Source organism: Kitasatospora purpeofusca, from assembly GCF_042691725.1.
GTDB lineage: Bacteria > Actinomycetota > Actinomycetes > Streptomycetales > Streptomycetaceae > Kitasatospora > Kitasatospora purpeofusca_B.
This window is the reverse complement of record NZ_CP170483.1, coordinates 6,457,328-6,475,210: the sequence shown is the minus strand read 5'-3', so window position 1 is coordinate 6,475,210 and position 17,883 is coordinate 6,457,328. Positions and strand designations below refer to the sequence as shown.

Annotated in this window: 11 protein-coding genes and 2 pseudogenes; 3 read left to right on the top strand and 10 right to left on the bottom strand. The window is 74.4% G+C overall.

Annotation, left to right across the window (positions count from 1 at the left end; all coding sequences use genetic code 11):
• Positions 1 to 26 precede the first annotated feature (26 nt).
• The 5 genes from ACFCLZ_RS28010 to ACFCLZ_RS27990 form a co-directional block, all read right to left on the bottom strand.
• Positions 27 to 1,094, bottom strand: coding sequence for a ParA family protein (locus tag ACFCLZ_RS28010; protein ID WP_376090262.1), 1,068 nt, complete (start codon positions 1,092 to 1,094; stop codon positions 27 to 29).
• A 474-nt stretch (positions 1,095 to 1,568) separates the two neighbouring features.
• Positions 1,569 to 2,684, bottom strand: a complete 1,116-nt coding sequence (gene ald / locus ACFCLZ_RS28005; protein ID WP_380280393.1) for an alanine dehydrogenase — start codon at positions 2,682 to 2,684, stop codon at positions 1,569 to 1,571.
• A 258-nt stretch (positions 2,685 to 2,942) separates the two neighbouring features.
• Positions 2,943 to 5,033 (bottom strand): tetratricopeptide repeat protein, encoded by a 2,091-nt coding sequence (locus tag ACFCLZ_RS28000; protein ID WP_380280391.1) that lies wholly within the window; start codon positions 5,031 to 5,033, stop codon positions 2,943 to 2,945.
• A 227-nt stretch (positions 5,034 to 5,260) separates the two neighbouring features.
• Positions 5,261 to 5,902, bottom strand: a complete 642-nt coding sequence (locus ACFCLZ_RS27995; RefSeq protein ID WP_380280389.1) for an NUDIX domain-containing protein — start codon at positions 5,900 to 5,902, stop codon at positions 5,261 to 5,263.
• A gap of 94 nt (positions 5,903 to 5,996) precedes the next feature.
• Complete coding sequence (locus ACFCLZ_RS27990) at positions 5,997 to 7,640, bottom strand: CTP synthase (RefSeq protein ID WP_380280387.1); 1,644 nt, start codon at positions 7,638 to 7,640, stop codon at positions 5,997 to 5,999.
• Positions 7,641 to 8,459: 819 nt separating this feature from the next.
• Here ACFCLZ_RS27990 and ACFCLZ_RS27985 point away from each other — a divergent pair.
• Together ACFCLZ_RS27985 and ACFCLZ_RS27980 are read left to right on the top strand one after the other, a co-directional pair.
• Positions 8,460 to 8,657 (top strand): annotated as a pseudogene (locus ACFCLZ_RS27985) (trehalase-like domain-containing protein); the annotation flags it as partial.
• Positions 8,658 to 8,762: 105 nt separating this feature from the next.
• Positions 8,763 to 10,466, top strand: a pseudogene (locus ACFCLZ_RS27980) (glycoside hydrolase family 15 protein); the annotation flags it as partial.
• A gap of 143 nt (positions 10,467 to 10,609) precedes the next feature.
• Here ACFCLZ_RS27980 and ACFCLZ_RS27975 read toward each other — a convergent pair.
• The 5 genes from ACFCLZ_RS27975 to ACFCLZ_RS27955 form a co-directional block, all read right to left on the bottom strand.
• Positions 10,610 to 10,966 (bottom strand): hypothetical protein, encoded by a 357-nt coding sequence (locus tag ACFCLZ_RS27975; protein WP_380280385.1) that lies wholly within the window; start codon positions 10,964 to 10,966, stop codon positions 10,610 to 10,612.
• Positions 10,967 to 11,036: 70 nt separating this feature from the next.
• Positions 11,037 to 11,984: a helix-turn-helix domain-containing protein gene (locus ACFCLZ_RS27970; RefSeq protein WP_380280383.1), complete on the bottom strand. Its 948-nt coding sequence runs from the start codon at positions 11,982 to 11,984 to the stop codon at positions 11,037 to 11,039.
• 243 nt (positions 11,985 to 12,227) lie between these two features.
• On the bottom strand, positions 12,228 to 13,409 hold the full coding sequence (locus ACFCLZ_RS27965) for a glycosyltransferase family 4 protein (RefSeq protein ID WP_380280381.1): 1,182 nt from the start codon (positions 13,407 to 13,409) through the stop codon (positions 12,228 to 12,230).
• A gap of 224 nt (positions 13,410 to 13,633) precedes the next feature.
• Complete coding sequence (gene recN, locus ACFCLZ_RS27960) at positions 13,634 to 15,367, bottom strand: DNA repair protein RecN (RefSeq protein WP_380286307.1); 1,734 nt, start codon at positions 15,365 to 15,367, stop codon at positions 13,634 to 13,636.
• 88 nt (positions 15,368 to 15,455) lie between these two features.
• The gene (locus ACFCLZ_RS27955; protein WP_380280380.1) at positions 15,456 to 16,241 is read right to left on the bottom strand and encodes a YitT family protein; all 786 of its coding nucleotides are present in this window, start codon (positions 16,239 to 16,241) and stop codon (positions 15,456 to 15,458) included.
• Positions 16,242 to 16,379: 138 nt separating this feature from the next.
• Between ACFCLZ_RS27955 and ACFCLZ_RS27950 the strand changes: the two genes are divergently transcribed.
• Positions 16,380 to 17,876 carry a PLP-dependent aminotransferase family protein gene (locus ACFCLZ_RS27950; protein WP_380280378.1) on the top strand — a complete coding sequence of 499 codons (1,497 nt, stop codon included), beginning with the start codon at positions 16,380 to 16,382 and terminating at the stop codon, positions 17,874 to 17,876.
• The last annotated feature ends 7 nt before the right edge of the window (positions 17,877 to 17,883 follow it).

Here is a 17,883-nt window from a genome sequence, read left to right as displayed (position 1 = left end):
GAACAGCTCGTCGGCACCCGGGAGACTCACTCGGCGGGGCGGCACCGGTCGAGCACCTCCCTGGCGAGCTGGCGGTAGGCGGCGGCACCGACCGAGTTGGTCGCGTACGTCGTGATCGGTTCGCCGGCGACGGTCGTCTCCGGGAAGCGCACGGTCCGCCCGATGACGGTGTGGAAGACGTGGTCGCCGAACGCCTCGACGACCCGCGCCAGCACCTCGCGGCTGTGCACGGTGCGCGAGTCGTACATGGTGGCGAGGATGCCGTCCAGCCGCAGCTCGGGGTTGAGCCGCTCGCAGACCTTCTCGATGGTCTCGGTGAGCAGCGCGACGCCGCGCAGCGCGAAGAACTCGCACTCCAGCGGGACGATGACGCTGTGAGCGGCCGTCAGCGCGTTGACCGTCAGCAGGCCCAGCGAGGGCTGGCAGTCGATGATGACGTAGTCGTAGTCGGGCAGCAGCGGCTTCAGGGCGCGCGCCAGCGCGGACTCCCGGGCCACCTCGCTGACCAACTGCACCTCGGCGGCGGAGAGGTCGATGTTGGACGGCAGCAGGTCCATGCCCGGCACGGCCGTCTTCAGCAGTACCTCGTCGGCCGTCAGCCCGCGCTCCATCAGCAGGTTGTAGACGGTGACGTCGAGTTCCATCGGGTTGACGCCGAGGCCGACGGAGAGGGCGCCCTGCGGGTCGAAGTCGACGAGCAGCACGCGGCGGCCGTACTCGGCGAGCGCCGCGCCCAGGTTGATGGTCGACGTGGTCTTGCCGACGCCGCCCTTCTGGTTGCACATCGCGATGATCTGCGCGGGGCCGTGCTCGGCCACCGGCGCGGGGATCGGGAAGTAGGGCTGGGGGCGACCGGTCGGGCCGATCCGCTCGCGGCGCTGGCGGGCGGCGTCGGGGGCGAGCGTGGCCGCGTACTCCGGGTCCGGCTCGTACTCGGCGTCGGGGTCGTCGTAGGCGCCGTAGGCGAACTCGCCGTAGGCCAGGCCGTGGGCCGGCAGTTCGGCGTCGTAGTCGGTCACCGTGGTCACCTGTGCTGTGTTCTGGCGTGCTTCGAAAGTACGGAGAGCGACCGAGCCGACCTCGGCCGAGCCCACGGAGGGCTGCCTGGCCCCGGACTCCTCACTCGGCTGGCCGGCGGTGTGCGCCGCCAGTCCTGGCTGACCACCCCCGGGAGCAAATGTCGACTCATTCACAAGTCGTCTTACCTCCTTGGGCATCCAGGACTCTATGTCGATTCGTCAGCGTGGCAGCATGCCGACGGTTTGCGACTCTAGGCCGTTCAAGGCGTTCGCAGCAACACAATCCACGGTAGTGGGCAGGATGTGTCGACGATCGGGCGGCCCTCTGTCAAGGGACGCGAGGGCCCGTGACTCCGGGGTTCCCGGGGTCGGGTGACACGACCGACGGAAATTGACGACAGAGCGACCCGCCCCCGCCACTCCCGATGTCACCACCGGATTCACCCCTCGTTCACACGACGGCCCCGGCCCCCCGGTGACCCCCCGTGCACGGGCACGGCGAAGCCCCCGGCCCGGAGAGCACCGGGCCGGGGGCAACACACGTCACACTCAGGCGAGGACGGACTCCAGGGTCACCGACTCCAGGCCGAAGGCCTCGGCGACGGCGGCGAAGGTGATCTGGCCCTCGTGCACGTTCAGACCCTTGGCCAGCGCGGCGTCGCGGCGCAGCGCCTCCTTCCAACCGCGGTTGGCCAGCTCGACGACGTACGGCAGCGTCGCGTTGGTCAGCGCGTAGGTGGAGGTGTTCGGGACGGCGCCCGGCATGTTGGCCACGCAGTAGAACACCGAGTTGTGGACCTGGAAGGTCGGGTCGGCGTGCGTGGTGGCGTGCGAGTCCTCGAAGCAGCCGCCCTGGTCGATGGCGATGTCGACGAGCACCGAGCCCGGCTTCATGCGGGAGACCAGCTCGTTGGTGACGAGCTTCGGGGCCTTGGCGCCCGGGATCAGCACGGCGCCGATGACCAGGTCGGCCTCGACGACGGCCTTCTCCAGCTCGAAGGCGTTGGACATGATGGCCTTGATCTTCGTGCCGAAGATCTTGTCGGCCTCGCGCAGCTTGTTGATGTCGCGGTCCAGCAGGGTCACGTCGTAGCCCATGCCGATGGCGATGGTGGCCGCGTGCCAGCCGGAGACGCCACCGCCGATGACGACGGCCTTGGCCGGGTGGGTGCCGGGCACGCCGCCGGGCAGGGTGCCGCGGCCGCCGGCCGGACGCATCAGGTGGTACGAGCCGACCTGCGGGGCCAGGCGGCCCGCGACCTCGGACATCGGGGCGAGCAGCGGCAGGCCGCCGTTGGCGAGCTGCACGGTCTCGTACGCGATGGCGGTGGTGCCGGAGGCGAGCAGCGCGTCGGTGCCGGGCCGGTCGGCCGCCAGGTGGAGGTAGGTGAAGAGCGTCTGGCCCTTGCGCAGGCGGTGGTACTCCTCCGCGATGGGCTCCTTGACCTTCAGCACCAGGTCGGCGGTGGCCCACACCTCGTCGGCGGTGGGGAGGATGGTGGCACCCGCGGCCACGTACTCCTCGTTCGGGATCGAGGAGCCGACACCGGCGTTGTCCTCGATGTAGACCTCGTGTCCGTTGCGGACCAGCTCATGCACACCGGCAGGCGTGATGGCCACGCGGTACTCGTGGTTCTTGACCTCGCGGGGGATGCCGACCTTCACGGCTAAACACGTCCTCTTGCCATGGGGGTCCCTACCGGAGAAGACCGGCGGGCGACGCGCACGGGGGAAGCCTCCGGACGACACCGGGGCACGGATTGCTGCGCGCTGAGTCGAGTGTAATGAAGCCCAGGCGGCCTGTCAGCCTTCCAATGTGAATAAATCTGCCGGATGCATTGGCAAGTTCGTAGGCTTCCCTCGCGATCTTCCTGCCAAAGCAGCACCGACCGGGCACCTTCGACAATACTCCCGAACCGCCCGCTACCACCCTGCGGAGACGCGTTCGCGCAGCTCCGCGAGGGCGGTGGCGACGGCCTCCCGGCCGTGCTCGTCGCCGAGCCTGCGCAGCACCGCGAGGGACGCCCGGTACTCCCGCTCGGCCTCCTCGAACCGGCGCTGGGCGGTGTGCGCCTCGGCGACCCTGGCCAGCAGCCGGGCCTCGGCGGCGTGGTCCCCCATCGACTGCCGCAGGCCCAGCGCCCGGCCGTACCAGTCGGCGGCGCGCACCGCGTCGCCGAGCGCCCGGTGGCAGCCCGCCGCGCCCTCCAGCGCCCGGGCACAGAGCGCCTCGTCGTCGGCGCTCCTGGCGTGCTCCAGGGCGGCCCGGTAGTGGCCGGAGGCCTGCTCCCAGCGGCCCGCGGCGGCCTGCAGGTCCCCCAGGTTGAGCAGCGCGGCGGAGGCCCGGCGCGGACGGCCGTGCCGCTCGGCCACCGTCAGCACCAGCTCGTGCAGCCGGTAGAGGTCGGCCGGGGCGGCGGCGCCGGTCAGCGGCAGCGCCCGGAGCAGGGCGGTGACCAGCCGGCCGGCCGAGCCGTCGAGGTCGCCCTGGCCGATCGCGTCGGCGACCGCGCCGAGCAGCGGGTCGCGCTCACCGAGCAGCCACTGCCGGGCGTGCGCGGCGGACGTCAGCCGCAGCGGGCCGGGCAGCGGGTCGGGGCCCGGGCCTCCGGCGGGGTCCAGCAGCGCCCGGGCCGACTCGGTGAGCCGCACCATCCGCTCCAGCAGCCGGGCCCGGGCCAGCTCGACCTCGGCGGGACGGTCCTCCCGCTCGCGCAGCCGGACCAGCCGGGGGTGCAGCCGGCCCGGGACGCGGTAGCGGGCGGTGCCGTCCGCGGCCGGCGGCTCCTCGGTGAGCAGCTCCCGCTCGGCGAGCGCGGCCAGCGTCCCGGCGGCCTCCGGGGCCGGGCAGCCGACCAGCGCGGAGGCGGTGCGCAGGTCCGCGCACTGGGCGGGGGCCAGGGTGAGTGCGCGCAGCATCCTCGCCTGCGCGGCGGGCAGGCCCGCGTAGGCGAGGGTGAAGGCGCCCACCAGCGGGTCGTTGTCCGGCACCGGGACGGGTTCGACGGGCTCCGGTGCGGGCCGCACCCAGGCGGCCGGGTCGCGGACCGGCTCGGCCGGGGGCGTCGCGACGGGCCCCGGCGCTGCGGGCCCCGGCTCGGCGGGCTTCGGCTCCGCCCCGCTCCCCTTCTTCCTCCTGCCCTGCGCGGGCTTCTCGGGCTTCGCGGCCTTCGCCTCCCCGGCGGACTTCCCGGCCTGCGCCTCCCCCGCGGCCCCGGCCCCCGGCGCGGAGGCCTCGCCGACGGCCCGCACCAGCTCCTTCGCCGCCTCCGTCACCGCCAGCTCCGGATTGCCGCGCAGCCGCCCGGCCATCAGTCGCAGGGCCGCCGGCTGGGACCCGCAGGCCTCCGCCAGGTCGGCCCCGCCGACCGGGTCGCAGCCGATCCGCGTCCCGCCGACCAGGTCGCCGAGCAGTTCGGCGGCCGCCGGGCGGTCGAGCCCGCCGAGGATCACCGGGTCGATGCCCTCGATCCCGGTGAGCGGTCCGGCCGTGGTGGCCAGCACCAGGCAGCCCGGCTCGTCCGCGAGCAGCGGCCACAGCTGACCGGCGTCCCGGACGTCGTCCAGCAGCACCAGGACGCGCCGCCCGGCCAGCGCCCCGCGCAGCGCGACGCAGGCCGGGTCGTCCCGGCCGTCCTCGACGGCACCGGGCAGCGGGACGCCGGCGGTGTCCGCGTCGAGCTGCTCCAGCAGCCGGCGGGCGACCCGCGCGGGCGGCACCCGGCCGCCGTCGGGGGCCGACAGCCGGGCGAAGAGCACCCCGTCGGGGTACTGGGCGGCGACCGTGACGGCGAACCGCACGGCCAGCGCGGTCCGGCCCGAGCCGGGCCGGCCGGCCAGCACCAGGACGGGGCTGCGGCCCTCCGCCGGACGCGCGGCGGCGGCGCGCAGCGCGGCCAGCTCGGTGCGCCGGCCGACGAACAGGGCGGGGCCGCCGGGCAGCCGGTCCAACCCGGGAACGCGCTCGGCGGGCGCGCCGGGCCCGGCCTCCATCGTCACGGTCTTCCTCGCCACCCGTGCCACTCCCGACGTCGCCAGCGCTCACCGGAGGCGGCCCGCAGCGGACGCCCCGTCTGCGAAGCGTAGTTCGACCGTCCGCTCCGGCCGAGGTGACATCCGGTCGTACGAACCGGCAAATCACCCCGCCGGCCGAAGCCCCACCCGCGAACAAGCAGAACCGGCCCGCCCCTCCGCCCGCCCCGGCACGATGCGAGCGAGCCGAAGGGGCACGCCGAGCCCGGTTAGAACGCCCGGGCGGGCCAGGGGGAATCCGCCGGGCGCAGGGCGTCCAGGCCGCCCGGCCCGTGCAGGGCCGCGTAGACCGCCAGGGTGCCGGTGATCAGGGTGGGGTTGTGCAGCTTCCCGGCGTGGATCAGCCGGACCAGCTCCTCCACCGGCACCCGGGCGGACTCCAGCTCCAGCTCCTCCCCGTGCGCCTCGTAGCGCCGCCCCTCCGCCTCGGCGAGGTCGGTGGCGAGGAAGAGCCGCAGCGCCTCGTCCGTCCCGCCGGGCGAGGTGTAGAAGTCGACCAGCACCCGCCAGGTGTCCGCCTTGCAGTGCGCCTCCTCGTACAGCTCGCGCTGGGCGGCGTGCAGCGGGTTCTCGCCGGGCACGTCGAGCAGACCGGCCGGCAGCTCCCAGAGGCGCTGGCGCACGGGGTGGCGGTACTGCCGCAGGATCAGCACCCGCCGCTGGTCGTCCAGGGCGAGGACGGAGACCGAGCCGGGGTGGGTCTGGTAGTCGCGGCGGGCCCAGCTGCCGTCGGGCATCCGGACCTCCTCGCTGCGCACGCCGGTGACCCGGCCCTGGAACGGCGTGGTGCTCCCCCGGACCTCCCACTCCTCGGCCCGGTCGGCGACATCGGCGGTGCTGCGGTCGTCCATCACGTCTCCCCTTTTCGTCAGTGCGACACAATCTAACGCCGGACGGCGGCCCCGCAGGAATCGCGGGGCCGCCGTCCGAGGGAACGCGGATGACCTACTCGGCGTCGGCCGGGGCCGTCTTGATCACGATCGCGGCCTTCACCAGACCCGCGAAGAGCGGGTGCGGGCGGGTCGGCCGGGACTTCAGCTCCGGGTGGGCCTGGGTGGCCACCAGGTAGGGGTGCACCTCGCGCGGGTACTCGACGTACTCGACCAGGTCGCCCTTCGGGGAGAGGCCCGAGAAGACCAGACCGGTCTTCTCCAGGTCGGCCCGGTAGGCGTTGTTGACCTCGTAGCGGTGGCGGTGGCGCTCCTCGACGTACTGCTCGCCGTCGTAGACCTCGCGGACGATCGAGCCCTCGGCGAGCTTGGCCGGGTACAGGCCCAGGCGCATGGTGCCGCCCAGGTCGCCCTTGCCGTCGACGATGGCCAGCTGCTCGGCCATGGTGGAGACCACCGGGTGCTTGGCGGCGGCGTCGAACTCGGTGGAGTTGGCCTCGGGCAGGCCGGCCAGGTTGCGGGCGGCCTCGATGACGACGCACTGCAGGCCCAGGCAGAGGCCCAGCAGCGGGACCTTGTTCTCGCGGGCGAAGGTGATCGCGCCGACCTTGCCGTTGACGCCGCGGTCGCCGAAGCCGCCGGGGATGCAGATCGCGTCCACGTCGCCGAGCTGCTCGCGGGCGCCCTCGGGGGTCTCGCAGTCGTCCGAGGTGACCCACTTGATCTCGACCCGGGCGTTGTTGGCGAAGCCGCCGGCGCGCAGCGCCTCGGTCACCGACAGGTAGGCGTCCGGCAGGTCGATGTACTTGCCGACCAGCGCGACCTTGACGATGTGCTGCGGCTCGTGGACACGGCGCAGCAGGTCGTCCCAGGTGGTCCAGTCCACGTCGCGGAACGGCAGGTCCAGGCGGCGGACGACGTAGGCGTCCAGGCCCTCGCCGTGCAGCACCTTGGGGATGTCGTAGATCGACTTGGCGTCGATCGCGGCGACCACGGCCTCCTCGTCGACGTCGCACATCAGCGAGATCTTGCGCTTGATGGCCTGCGGGACCTCCCGGTCGGCGCGCAGCACGATGGCGTCGGGCTGGATGCCGATGTTGCGCAGCGCGGCGACGGAGTGCTGGGTGGGCTTGGTCTTCAGCTCGCCCGAGGGGCCGATGTAGGGGAGCAGGGAGACGTGCACGAAGAACACGTTGTCCCGGCCGACCTCGTGGCGGACCTGGCGGACGGCCTCCAGGAACGGCAGCGACTCGATGTCGCCGACGGTCCCGCCGACCTCGGTGATCACCACGTCGACGTCCTCGGTCGCCATCCGGCGGATCCGGGACTTGATCTCGTTGGTGATGTGCGGGATGACCTGGACGGTGTCGCCCAGGTACTCGCCGCGGCGCTCCTTGGCGATGACGGTCGAGTACACCTGGCCGGTGGTGACGTTCGCCGAGCCGTGCAGGTTGGTGTCCAGGAACCGCTCGTAGTGGCCGATGTCGAGGTCGGTCTCGGCGCCGTCGTCGGTGACGAAGACCTCACCGTGCTGGAACGGGTTCATGGTGCCCGGGTCCACGTTGAGGTACGGGTCGAGCTTCTGCATCGTGACGCGCAGGCCGCGGGCCTTGAGCAGGGCGCCGAGGCTGGAGGCGGTGAGGCCCTTGCCGAGCGACGAGGCGACACCCCCGGTGACGAAGAGGTGCTTGGTCGTCACGGCGCGGCCGTTCGATGCCTTGCCGGAATGGGGCTGTGCCAAGAGGGGGCTCCCGTGGGTCGCGAGTCGAAGATGACGTGGTGGGAGGCTCGCGGCTGCCGTCCCGACGAACGAGGGGCGGTGCGGGGCACAGCGCCCTGAGAGTCGTCGGTTCGGCCGGTCCGGGGCGTTTGATCCCACCGGTCCACGGGATACCAGGGTAACAGTGACCCGGCTCGGACGCGTTCCGGGCCGCCCCCGCGCGGCGTCGCAGGCCCGGATTCCCGGGCGGGATCCGCCGGGGCGCTCCCGGGGCGTACGCCGGGCGCGCCGCCGGCGCACCACCCGGCGCAGATGTCACACGCGTCGCACCACCGGCCCGAGCGGGCCACCTCACGGCGCTCCGGACCGGCTCGGCCGGGCCATCGCGGATCCCCACTTCGTGCCATCCGGAGCTGATCCTTCCGAGCCATCCTGACGACGGCCCCCGCGATGCGCGGTATTTCCGCCGAAATGCGGCGCCACCTCGCGCTGCGCCCGCGTGCTTCGCCCCTTTCGTCCGTCGTAAGCTGCTCGGACGCATCGCCGACAACACGAGCCGCGGAGGGCGTGGGAGGGTCAGGAACCTCTCGGTCCCCGATGCGCGACCGGACCTCCCCGTGATTTCCCGCTCCCCCCACCCACCCAGAGGCTCGACCGAGCCCTCGCGGACACTCCAGCAAGGCCCGCCACCACCCCGCGGAGGGCCGGACGTCCTGGGGTGGCACCGGTCCCGCCGTACCCGCCGGCTCCCCCTCGGATCGCCGATGCGTCGTGACCACATTGCGAACTGGAGATCACGTGGCCGGCCGTATCGAGGACTACGCACTCATCGGGGACATGCAGACCGCCGCCCTCGTCAGCAGGGACGGCGCAGTGGACTGGCTCTGCCTGCCCCGATTCGACTCGCCGGCGGTCTTCGCCGGACTGCTCGGCACCGATGAACACGGCTTCTGGCGCATCGGTCCCGCCGAGGCGGCGGCCGTCGACCTGCCCGCGCCCGTCGCCGAGCCCGTCCCCGCCGCCCCGGCCGCCGGGCGGCTCCCGCTCACCGACACCGGCGACCTGCGGATCCCGCCCACCGCCGCCGCCCCCGCCGTGCCCGCCGACCGCCGCCGCTACCGGGGCGACTCGCTGATCCTGGAACAGGAGTGGGACGTCCGGGGCGGCACCGTCCGGGTGATCGACTTCATGCCGCCCCGCCCGCTCGCCGGCAAGGACGCCGTCCCGCAGGTGATCCGGATCGTCGAGGGCGTGGCGGGCACCGTGCGGATGCGCTCCGCGCTGCGGATGCGGTTCAGCTACGGCCGGGTCGTCCCCTGGGTGCACCGGGTCGAGCAGCCCGACGGCGGCCACCGCACCGTCGCCGTGGCCGGCCCCGACTCGGTCTGGCTGGACGGCGAGGCCGACACCTACGGCCGCAACCTCACCACCTACGCCGACTTCACCGTCGCGGCCGGCGAGCGGATCGCCTTCGCGCTCACCTGGCAAGCCTCCCACCTGGAGCCGCCGAAGGCCCCGGACGCCGAGGAACTGCTCGACGCCACCGCCGATTTCTGGCACGAGTGGGTCGGCCAGTGCACGTACCAGGGCCCCTACCGGGACGCCGTGGTCCGCTCCCTGATCACCCTCAAGGGCCTCACCTACGCCCCCACCGGCGGCATCGTCGCCGCCCCCACCACCTCGCTGCCCGAGGACATCGGCGGCGAGCGCAACTGGGACTACCGCTACACCTGGCTGCGCGACGCCGCGATCACCCTCTCCTCGCTGCTGCGCACCGGCTACCGCGACGAGGCCAAGGCCTGGCGCGAGTGGCTGCTGCGCGCGGTCGCCGGCGACCCGGAGAACCTGCAGATCATGTACGGCATCGCCGGCGAGCGCGAGCTCACCGAGTCCTCGCTGGACTGGCTGCCCGGCTACGAGGGCTCCCAGCCGGTGCGGGTCGGCAACGGCGCGGCCGGCCAGCTCCAGCTGGACGTCTACGGCGAGGTCGTCGAGGCGCTGCACCTGGCCCACATGACCGGCCTGGTCCGCAACGACCACGCCCACCACCTCCAGCTGCGGCTCATCGAGTACCTGGAGGAGCACTGGCAGGAGCCGGACGAGGGCATCTGGGAGGTGCGCGGCCCGCGCCGGCACTTCGTCCACTCCAAGGTGATGGCCTGGGTGGCCGTCGACCGCACCATCAAGCTGCTGGAGCAGACCCCCGAGGACGCGCCGCCCGGCGGCCACCTGGAGCGCTGGCGCGAACTGCGCGAGACCATCCACCGGGACGTCTGCGAGCGGGGCTACGACCCGGGCCGCAACACCTTCACCCAGTACTACGGCGGCAAGGAACTGGACGCCTCGCTGCTGCTCATCCCCCAGGTCGGCTTCCTGCCCCCGGACGACAAGCGCGTCATCGGCACCATCGAGGCGATCCAGCGCGAACTCGCCACCGAGGACGGCTTCGTACTGCGCTACCCGACCCACGACGAATCCGGCAACAACGTCGACGGCCTCTCCGGCCACGAGGGCGCCTTCCTCGCCTGCTCGTTCTGGCTGGCCGACGACCTCGCCATGATCGGCCGGGTGCAGGAGGCACGCGAGCTGTTCGACCGGCTGCTGTCGCTGCGCAACGACCTCGGCCTGCTCGCCGAGGAGTGGGACCCCCGGCTCAAGCGCCAGGTCGGCAACTTCCCGCAGGCCTTCAGCCACGTCCCGCTGATCGACACCGCCCTGCGGCTGACCGCCTGCGGCGGCGCCTACCTCTCCGCCCAGCCGGACGGCCTGGCCGCCGACCGGGCCGGCGAGCAGGCCACCGTCTGACCGGTGCCCGGCGGCGAACAGGGCGAGGGCCCGCACCGGTCGGTGCGGGCCCTCGCCCTCGTACGCGCTCCCGGCGGAACTCCGATCAGCTCACCGGACGGGTGGCGGATCGGAGCACCGCACGGCCCCCGTGGCGCGCCGGGTCAGTTCCAGACCATGCCCTTGAAGTAGCCACCGGTGCCGCGCTCGTAGTAGTGGTCGCCGTAGAGGCCGCCCACGCACATGCTCTTCGTCTCGGTCGGGTTGGTGGGGAAGGAGCCGACCATCACGCTCGTGTCGGAGTCCCACAGCTCCGCCCGGCCCCAGTACGCCAGCGCCTTGTGGGTGCCCGAGAAACAGACCTGGTGGTTGCTGTTGGCCGCGACCATGCCGGAGTAGCAGATGCCGCCCCAGCTCTCGCAGGTCGAGTTGGCCGCGCTCGCCGAGGAGGCGTTGAACAGCCCGAACGCCGCCACCGCGGCGGTGGCCGCGACCACCTTGACGATCCTCTTCTTCAGCATGCTTCGACTCCGTTCGCTCGATGTCCTGTTGTGCTCCGCCGGTCTGCACCGCCCGGACACGACTTCGAGATTAGGAAGCGGGCGCCCCTCCGGATGTGCGCTCCGTGCGGGGATCCTCGACGTTCGGCGCGAGGGCCCCGGCGAGGCTCAGCCCCCGGAACTCGGTGGGGGTGAGCCCGTAGGCCTGACGGAAGGTCCGGCTGAAGACGGTCGCGCTGCTGAACCCCCAGCGGTCGGCTATCGACTGCACCGGGTACGCCTGGAGCCGGGTGCTGGCGAGGTCCTCGCGACAGCGCTCCAGCCGGCGGCGGCGGATCCAGGCGTGGACGGTCTCCGGCTGCGAGTCGTGGGAGCGGAACAGCTGGTGGAGGCTGCGCAGCGAGATGTTGTGCCGCGCGGCGACGGCGCCCGGGGTCAGCTGCGGATCGCCGAGGTTGTCCTCGATGAAGGCGCGGATGCGCTCCAGCAGCACCCGCGCGCGGACCTCGGCCGGCAGCTGCCCCGCGTCGTCGAGCCGCTGGGCGAGCAGGGCTCCGGCGAGTTCCACCGCGACCGTGCCCAGCCTGCGCAGCTCCGCCGCCTCGCAGCTGTCGCCGTGGGCCTCCAGGCCGTCGAGGAAGCTCGTCAGCACGGCCGCGACCCCGTGTCCGCCGGTGAGCCGCCCGGCCAGCAGCCGCTCCAGGCGCCGGCCGGGCAGCGGGAGCAGGGTGCGCGGGAACTGCAGCATCGTCAGCCGGACCGGGCCGGGTCCGGGCAGGATCCGGGTGTCGGACGGGCGCGAAGTGTCCCAGAGGACGAACTCACCGGCCCCGATGCGGTTCTCGTTTCCCGACTGGGACAGCACCGCGGCGCCCCCGCGGATCAGCGCCAGCTGGTACTGCTCCGGGTCGCCGCGCCGGATCAGGGCCGGGGTCCGCCGCGACCGCAGCGGCGAGAAGGTGAACCGGGCCATCCCCAGCGGCCCCAGGTCCAGCGTCTCGGCCTCGGCGCGGAACTCGGCGGACGGTTCCGGGCTCATCACCGTCGGCATCACCGTCTGCGTGACCGTGTCGTTGAACCAATCGAACCGTTCGCTCGGCCGCACGGTTTTTGGCAGCAGAGAAATCCACATACCGCTTTCCCCCCGAAAAGTGGACGACAGGGACTCCCGTCCCATGCGGAACACCGGTTCCGCCGGGGGGCATCGTGCCACCGAAGAGCGCTCTCGCGGGGGAGGCCGACGTGGCGTGTTCCTGCCGTGTCGGCGCCGGCCCGGCGGGTCCTACCGGTTGCGCTGCACCAGTTCGTCGTAGGTGCTGAGCACCTGGGCGACGGTGGCGGCCTCGTCCGGCCAGGTCCCGGCCTGCTGCCGGCCGGCCGCCACCAGGCGCTCGCGGGCCGCCGGGTCGGCCAGCAGCCCGCGCACCGCCCGGCCGATCGCCGCCGCGTCCCCGGGCGGGACCAGCACGGCGGCGTCGCCGACCAGCTCGGGGATGCCGCCGACGGCCGTGGCGACCACCGGCACGCCCGCCCGCATCGCCTCCTGGACCACCAGCGAACGGGCCTCCCAGCGGCTGGTGAGCACCAGCACGTCGGCGGCGGCCAGCAGGTCGGGCACATCGGTGCGGTAGCCGAGCAGCCGCACCGGCAGCTTCTCGGCGGCCACCCGCTCGCGCAGCGCGGCGGCCTCCGGGCCGTCCCCGGCGAGCAGCAGCAGCGGCTGCGGGTCCGCCGCGGACAGCTCCCGGCTCGCGTCCAGCAGCAGCCCGAACGCCTTCTGCGGGACGAGCCGGCCGACCGCCAGGACCAGCGGGCGGTCCGGCCCCTCGCCGAGCACGGCGGCCCGGGCCCGGGCCCGCTCCAGTCGGCCCTCGGGCATCGGCGGGGCGGCGACCGGGCCGAGCCGGGCGTCGGTGGCGCCGAGCTCCCGGGCCCGGGCCACCAGGTCCGAGGAGGCGCCGAGGACGAGGTCGGCGGCGCGCGCCACCCGGCGCTCCATCAGCCGCTGGAGGCGGCGCTCCATGCCGGTGGCGAGCAGCGCGTGGTGCGCGGTGACCACCAGCGGCGTCTCCGGGCGCAGCCCCGGGAAGCGGCCGGCGGTGCGCAGTGCGAGGTCGGACAGCAGCGCCGCGCGCAGGCCGTGGGCGTGCACCACGTCGGCGCCGGTGAAGGCGCGGCGCAGCTCGCCGATGGCGGTGGCGTCGCTGCGGGCGCCGGCGGTCGGGGTGATGTCGACCAGGTGGAACCGGGCGCCGGTGCGGGAGAAGCCGAACCGCGCGTCCGCGCCGGCGGGAGCGCACACCGTGACGGTCACCCCGTGTGCGACCAGACCCTGGGCCAGGGAGCGCACGTGCGCGCCGATGCCGCCCGTAGTGGCGGCCAGGACGAGCACCACGTGCAGTTGCCCCGGTTCGGGGGTGGCCGCGGCGGCCCGGGCGGCGGAATGGTCCACGTCGTCTCGCATCCGACTCGATCAACTACGCGCGCCCCGGACGGGGATTTCCCGCCGGCGGCACTCGGGACAGGTAGGCCAGTGTCCAGCGGCCACCATGCCAGGTCGGCGGCCCTCTTGGACAGTCGGCGCCCCCGGCGGGGCGCGTCGTCACCGGTCCGCGAGGGCCGCCCGAGCGGACCGGGGCGTGTCTGACAATTCCCGCCGGGCGGGCGACGCGAATGGTCGGACAAGCCCTAACGGCGGCGGGGGGCGCGGGCCGCGGCGAGCAGCTCCTCGGCGTGCGCCCGGCCGAGTTCGGAGTCCTCCAGGCCGGCCAGCATCCGGGAGAGTTCGCGCACCCGCTCCTCGTCGTTCAGCACCTTGACACCACTGCGGGTCACGGTGCCGTCGTTGGTCTTCTCGACCACCAGGTGACGGTCGGCGAAGGCCGCCACCTGCGGCAGGTGGGTGACCACGACGACCTGGGCGCTCTCGGCCAGCTTGGCGAGCCGGCGGCCGATCTCGACCGCCGCCTTGCCGCCGACGCCCGCGTCCACCTCGTCGAACAGGTAGGTGGGAACGGGGTCGGCGCCGGCGAAGACCACCTCGACGGCGAGCATCACCCGCGACAGCTCGCCGCCCGAGGCGCCCTTGGCGATCGGCCGGGGCTGGGCTCCGGGGTGCGGGGCGAGCAGCACCTCGACCTCGTCCACGCCGTGCGGGCCGTAGGCGACGGTCCGGCCCTCGACCTCGATCCCGGACAGGTCGTCGAGCCGGCTGATCGAGAAGGTCACCCGGGCGTGCGGCATGGCCAGCTCGGCGAGTTCGGCGGAGACGGCGTCCGCGAAGCGCCCGGCGGCGCCCTGCCGGGCGGCCGACACCTCGGCCGCGAGGTCGGCCAACTCGGCGCGCAGCGTGGTCTCCTGGGCGCCGAGCTCGTCGATCCGGTCGTCGTCGCCGTCGAGTTCGGCGAGCCTCGCGGCGCCGGCCTCGGCCCAGGCGATCACCTCGGCCAGGGTGTTCTCCGGGCCGCCGTACTTGCGCAGCAGTTGGGCCAGGACGGACCGGCGGTCCTCGACGGCGGCGAGCCGGACCGGGTCGGCGTCCAGGTCGTCGGCGTAGCCGGCCAGGTCGCCGGCGACGTCGGCGAGCAGGTAGCCGACCTCGTTCAGCCGGTCGGCGAGGGCGGCGAGCCGCTCGTCGTGGTGGCGCACCGCGTCCACCGCGCGGCGGGCCTGGGCGAGCAGGGTGCCCGCGTCCAGCGCCTCCGGGTCGGCCGGGTCGCCGGCCAGCGCGGCGTGCGCCAGGGTGGCGGCGGAGGAGAGCGCGTCGGCGTGGCCGAGCCGCTCGGCCTCGGCGGACAGCTCCTCGTCCTCGCCGGCCACCGGTTCGGCGGCGGCGACCTCGTCGAGGCCGAAGCGCAGCAGGTCGGCCTCCTGGGCGCGCTCGCGGGCCCGGGTGGTCAGCTCCTCCAGGGTGGCGGAGACCTCGCGCAGCCGCCGGTAGACCTCGCGGTAGCGGGCCAGCGGCTCGGCGAGGGACTCGCCCGCGTACCGGTCGAGGGCGCCGCGCTGGCGGGCCGGTCGCAGCAGCCGCTGCTGGTCGGTCTGGCCGTGCACGGCGATGAGGTCCTCGCCGAGTTCGGCGAGCAGGCCGACCGGGACGGACCGGCCGCCGACGTGGGCGCGCGAGCGCCCCTCGGCGGAGACGGTCCGGCTGATCAGCAGCGCGCCGTCGTCCAGCTCGGCGCCGGCCTCCACGGCCCGGGCGGCCGCCGGGGAGCCGGCGGGCAGTTCGAGGCGGCCCTCGACGACCGCGCGGGCGCTGCCGTTGCGCACCAGGCCCGGATCGGCGCGGCCGCCGAGCAGCAGGCCGAGGCTGGTCACCACCATGGTCTTGCCGGCGCCGGTCTCGCCGGTCACGGCGGTGAAGCCGGGGGCGAGCTCCACAACCGCGTCGTCGATGACCCCAAGATCCCGTATCCGCATCTCGTCCAACACGGAGACGACCTTACGAGGTTCCGCCCCCGCCGCGCGACGAGCGACAACGCCGCGCGGCAACTCCGCGCCTCGAAGTTCATCCGTTCCGGGAGTCCTCGACCGCCGTTCCCGGCCCGGCGACGGGGCCCGCGGCGGGTCCGGCGACAGGTCCCGCGACAGGTCCCGCGACAGGTCCCGCGACCGGGACGGTGCACCAGGGCAGGAAGAACTGCGCGAGCGGACCGATGGCCAGCGCGTACGCGACGGTGCCGACGCCGACCGTGCCGCCGAGCAGGACGCCCGCGGCCAGCACGGTCAGCTCGATGCCGGTGCGGATCAGCCGCAGCGAGCGGCCGGTGCGCCGGTGCAGGCCGGTCATCAGGCCGTCGCGCGGCCCCGGGCCGAGCCGGGCGCCGATGTAGAGGCCGGTGGCCAGGCCGTTGAGGACGATCGCGCCCACCATCAGCGCGATCCGCACCGGCAGCGGGCCCGGCGCGCCGACGAGGCGCAGGGTGGCGTCCATCGCGGCGCCGATCACCAGCACGTTGGCGACGGTGCCGACGCCCGGCAGCTGGCGCAGCGGTATCCACAGCAGCAGCACCAGCGCGCCGCAGATCGTCACCCACGCGCCCACCGAGAGGCCGAAGGTGCCCTGGAGGCCCTGGTGGAAGACGTCCCAGGGGTCCAGGCCGAGTCCGGAGCGGAGCATCAGGCCCATGCTCGCCCCGTACAGCGCGAGGCCGGCGAACAGCTGCGGCACCCGGCGGCCCAGTGCGTGGGTGTCGCCCAGCACGCGGACGGCGAGGCCCGGCCGCCCGGGGTCGGCGGTGGACTGGGACGGGGACTGGGACGGGGACGGGCGGGTGCTCGCGGTGGTGGCCATGGATTCTCCGGGCAGGTGGTGCTGCACCGCCGCGACACCCGGTCCCGGCGGTGGCGGCCTCGACGGCCGCCCTGTCATGATGGCCAGGCCAATACGGCTCTTGACAGGGCCAATCCCCAGCAAGTGGACTGATGAGCCATGGCCGACTGGCAGACCACCGTGACCTCCCCGGCGCTCGCCCGGCTGCTCGCCACCGCGCGGCTGCCCGAGCCGCCCGGCGCCGCCCGCCGCCCCGCCTACCGCACGCTGGCCGCCCAGGTCCGGCTGCTGATCTCCGAGGGGCGGCTGCCCGTCGGCGCCCGGCTGCCCGCCGAGCGCGAGCTCGCCCTCGCCCTGCGGCTCAGCCGCACCACGGTGGCCACCGCGTACGAGGCCCTGCGGGCGGAGGGGTACCTGCGCAGCCGGCGCGGCGCCGGCAGCTGGACGGCCCTGCCCGAGGGCTCGGCCCCGCCCAGCGACGCCCTGCACCCGGTGCCGCCGGACGAGCAGGGCCGCACCCTGGACCTCGGCGTCGCCGCGCTGCCCGCCCCGCAGCCCTTCCTCTCCGCGGCCGCCGCCCGCGCCGTCGAGCAGCTGCCCGCGTACGCCGCCGGACACGGCCACTACCCCACCGGCGTCCCGGTGCTGCGCGAGGCGGTGGCCCACCGCTTCACCGAGCGCGGGCTGCCGACCACTCCCGACCAGATCCTGATCACCATCGGCGCGATGGGCGCCCTGCACCTGGTGCGGCAGGCCCTGCTCGGCCGCGGCGACCGGGTCGCCGTCGAGGCGCCCAGCTACGCGCACACCCTCCAGGCGATGCGGCTCGCCGAAACCCGCCTGGTCCCCGTCCCGCTCACCCCCGCGTTCCGGTGGGACCTCACCGAGTGGCGGCGGGTGCTGACCGGGGCCGCGCCGAAGGCCGCCTATGTGATCCCCGACTTCCACAACCCCACCGGCGCCCTGATCGACGAGGAGCAGCGGCGCGAGCTGCTCGCCGCCGCCCGCTCCGCCGGGACCGTCGTGCTGGCCGACGAGACCACCGCCGAACTCGGCTGGGGCCTGCCGGAGGGCGTCACCCCGCCCCGCCCGACGGCCGCCCTGGACCGCGCCGCCCAGGTGGTCACCATCGGCTCGGCCGGCAAGCTGCTCTGGGGCGGCCTGCGGATCGGCTGGGTGCGCGCCGCGCCCGCCCTGGTCCGCCGCCTGGCCACCGCCCGGGTCTACAGCGACGTCGGCGCGCCCGTCCTGGACCAGCTGATCGCCGCCGAGCTGCTGACCGAGGATCTGCCCGCCGTCCGCGCCCACCAGCTGACCCGGCTTCGGGACACCGCCGAGGCGCTGACGGCCGCCCTGCGCGAGCGGCTGCCGCACTGGCGGTTCACCGTGCCGCCGGGCGGGCTGTCCTTCTGGGTCGCCACCGGCGGGGTGTCCGGCGCGGCCCTGGCCCGGGCCGGCGAACGCGCCGGGGTCCGGATCGCGGCCGGCAACCGGTTCGGCTCCGACGGCGCCTTCGAGCACCACCTCCGGATCCCGCTCACGGTGGCCGCCCCGGCCGTGCCGGACGCCGTCCGCCGGCTGGCCGAGGTCGCCGCCCGCGCCGAGGAGGAGGGGCGCTGGCAGGGCTCCGACGACACCCAGCCGCTCGCGGTCTGACGGCCCG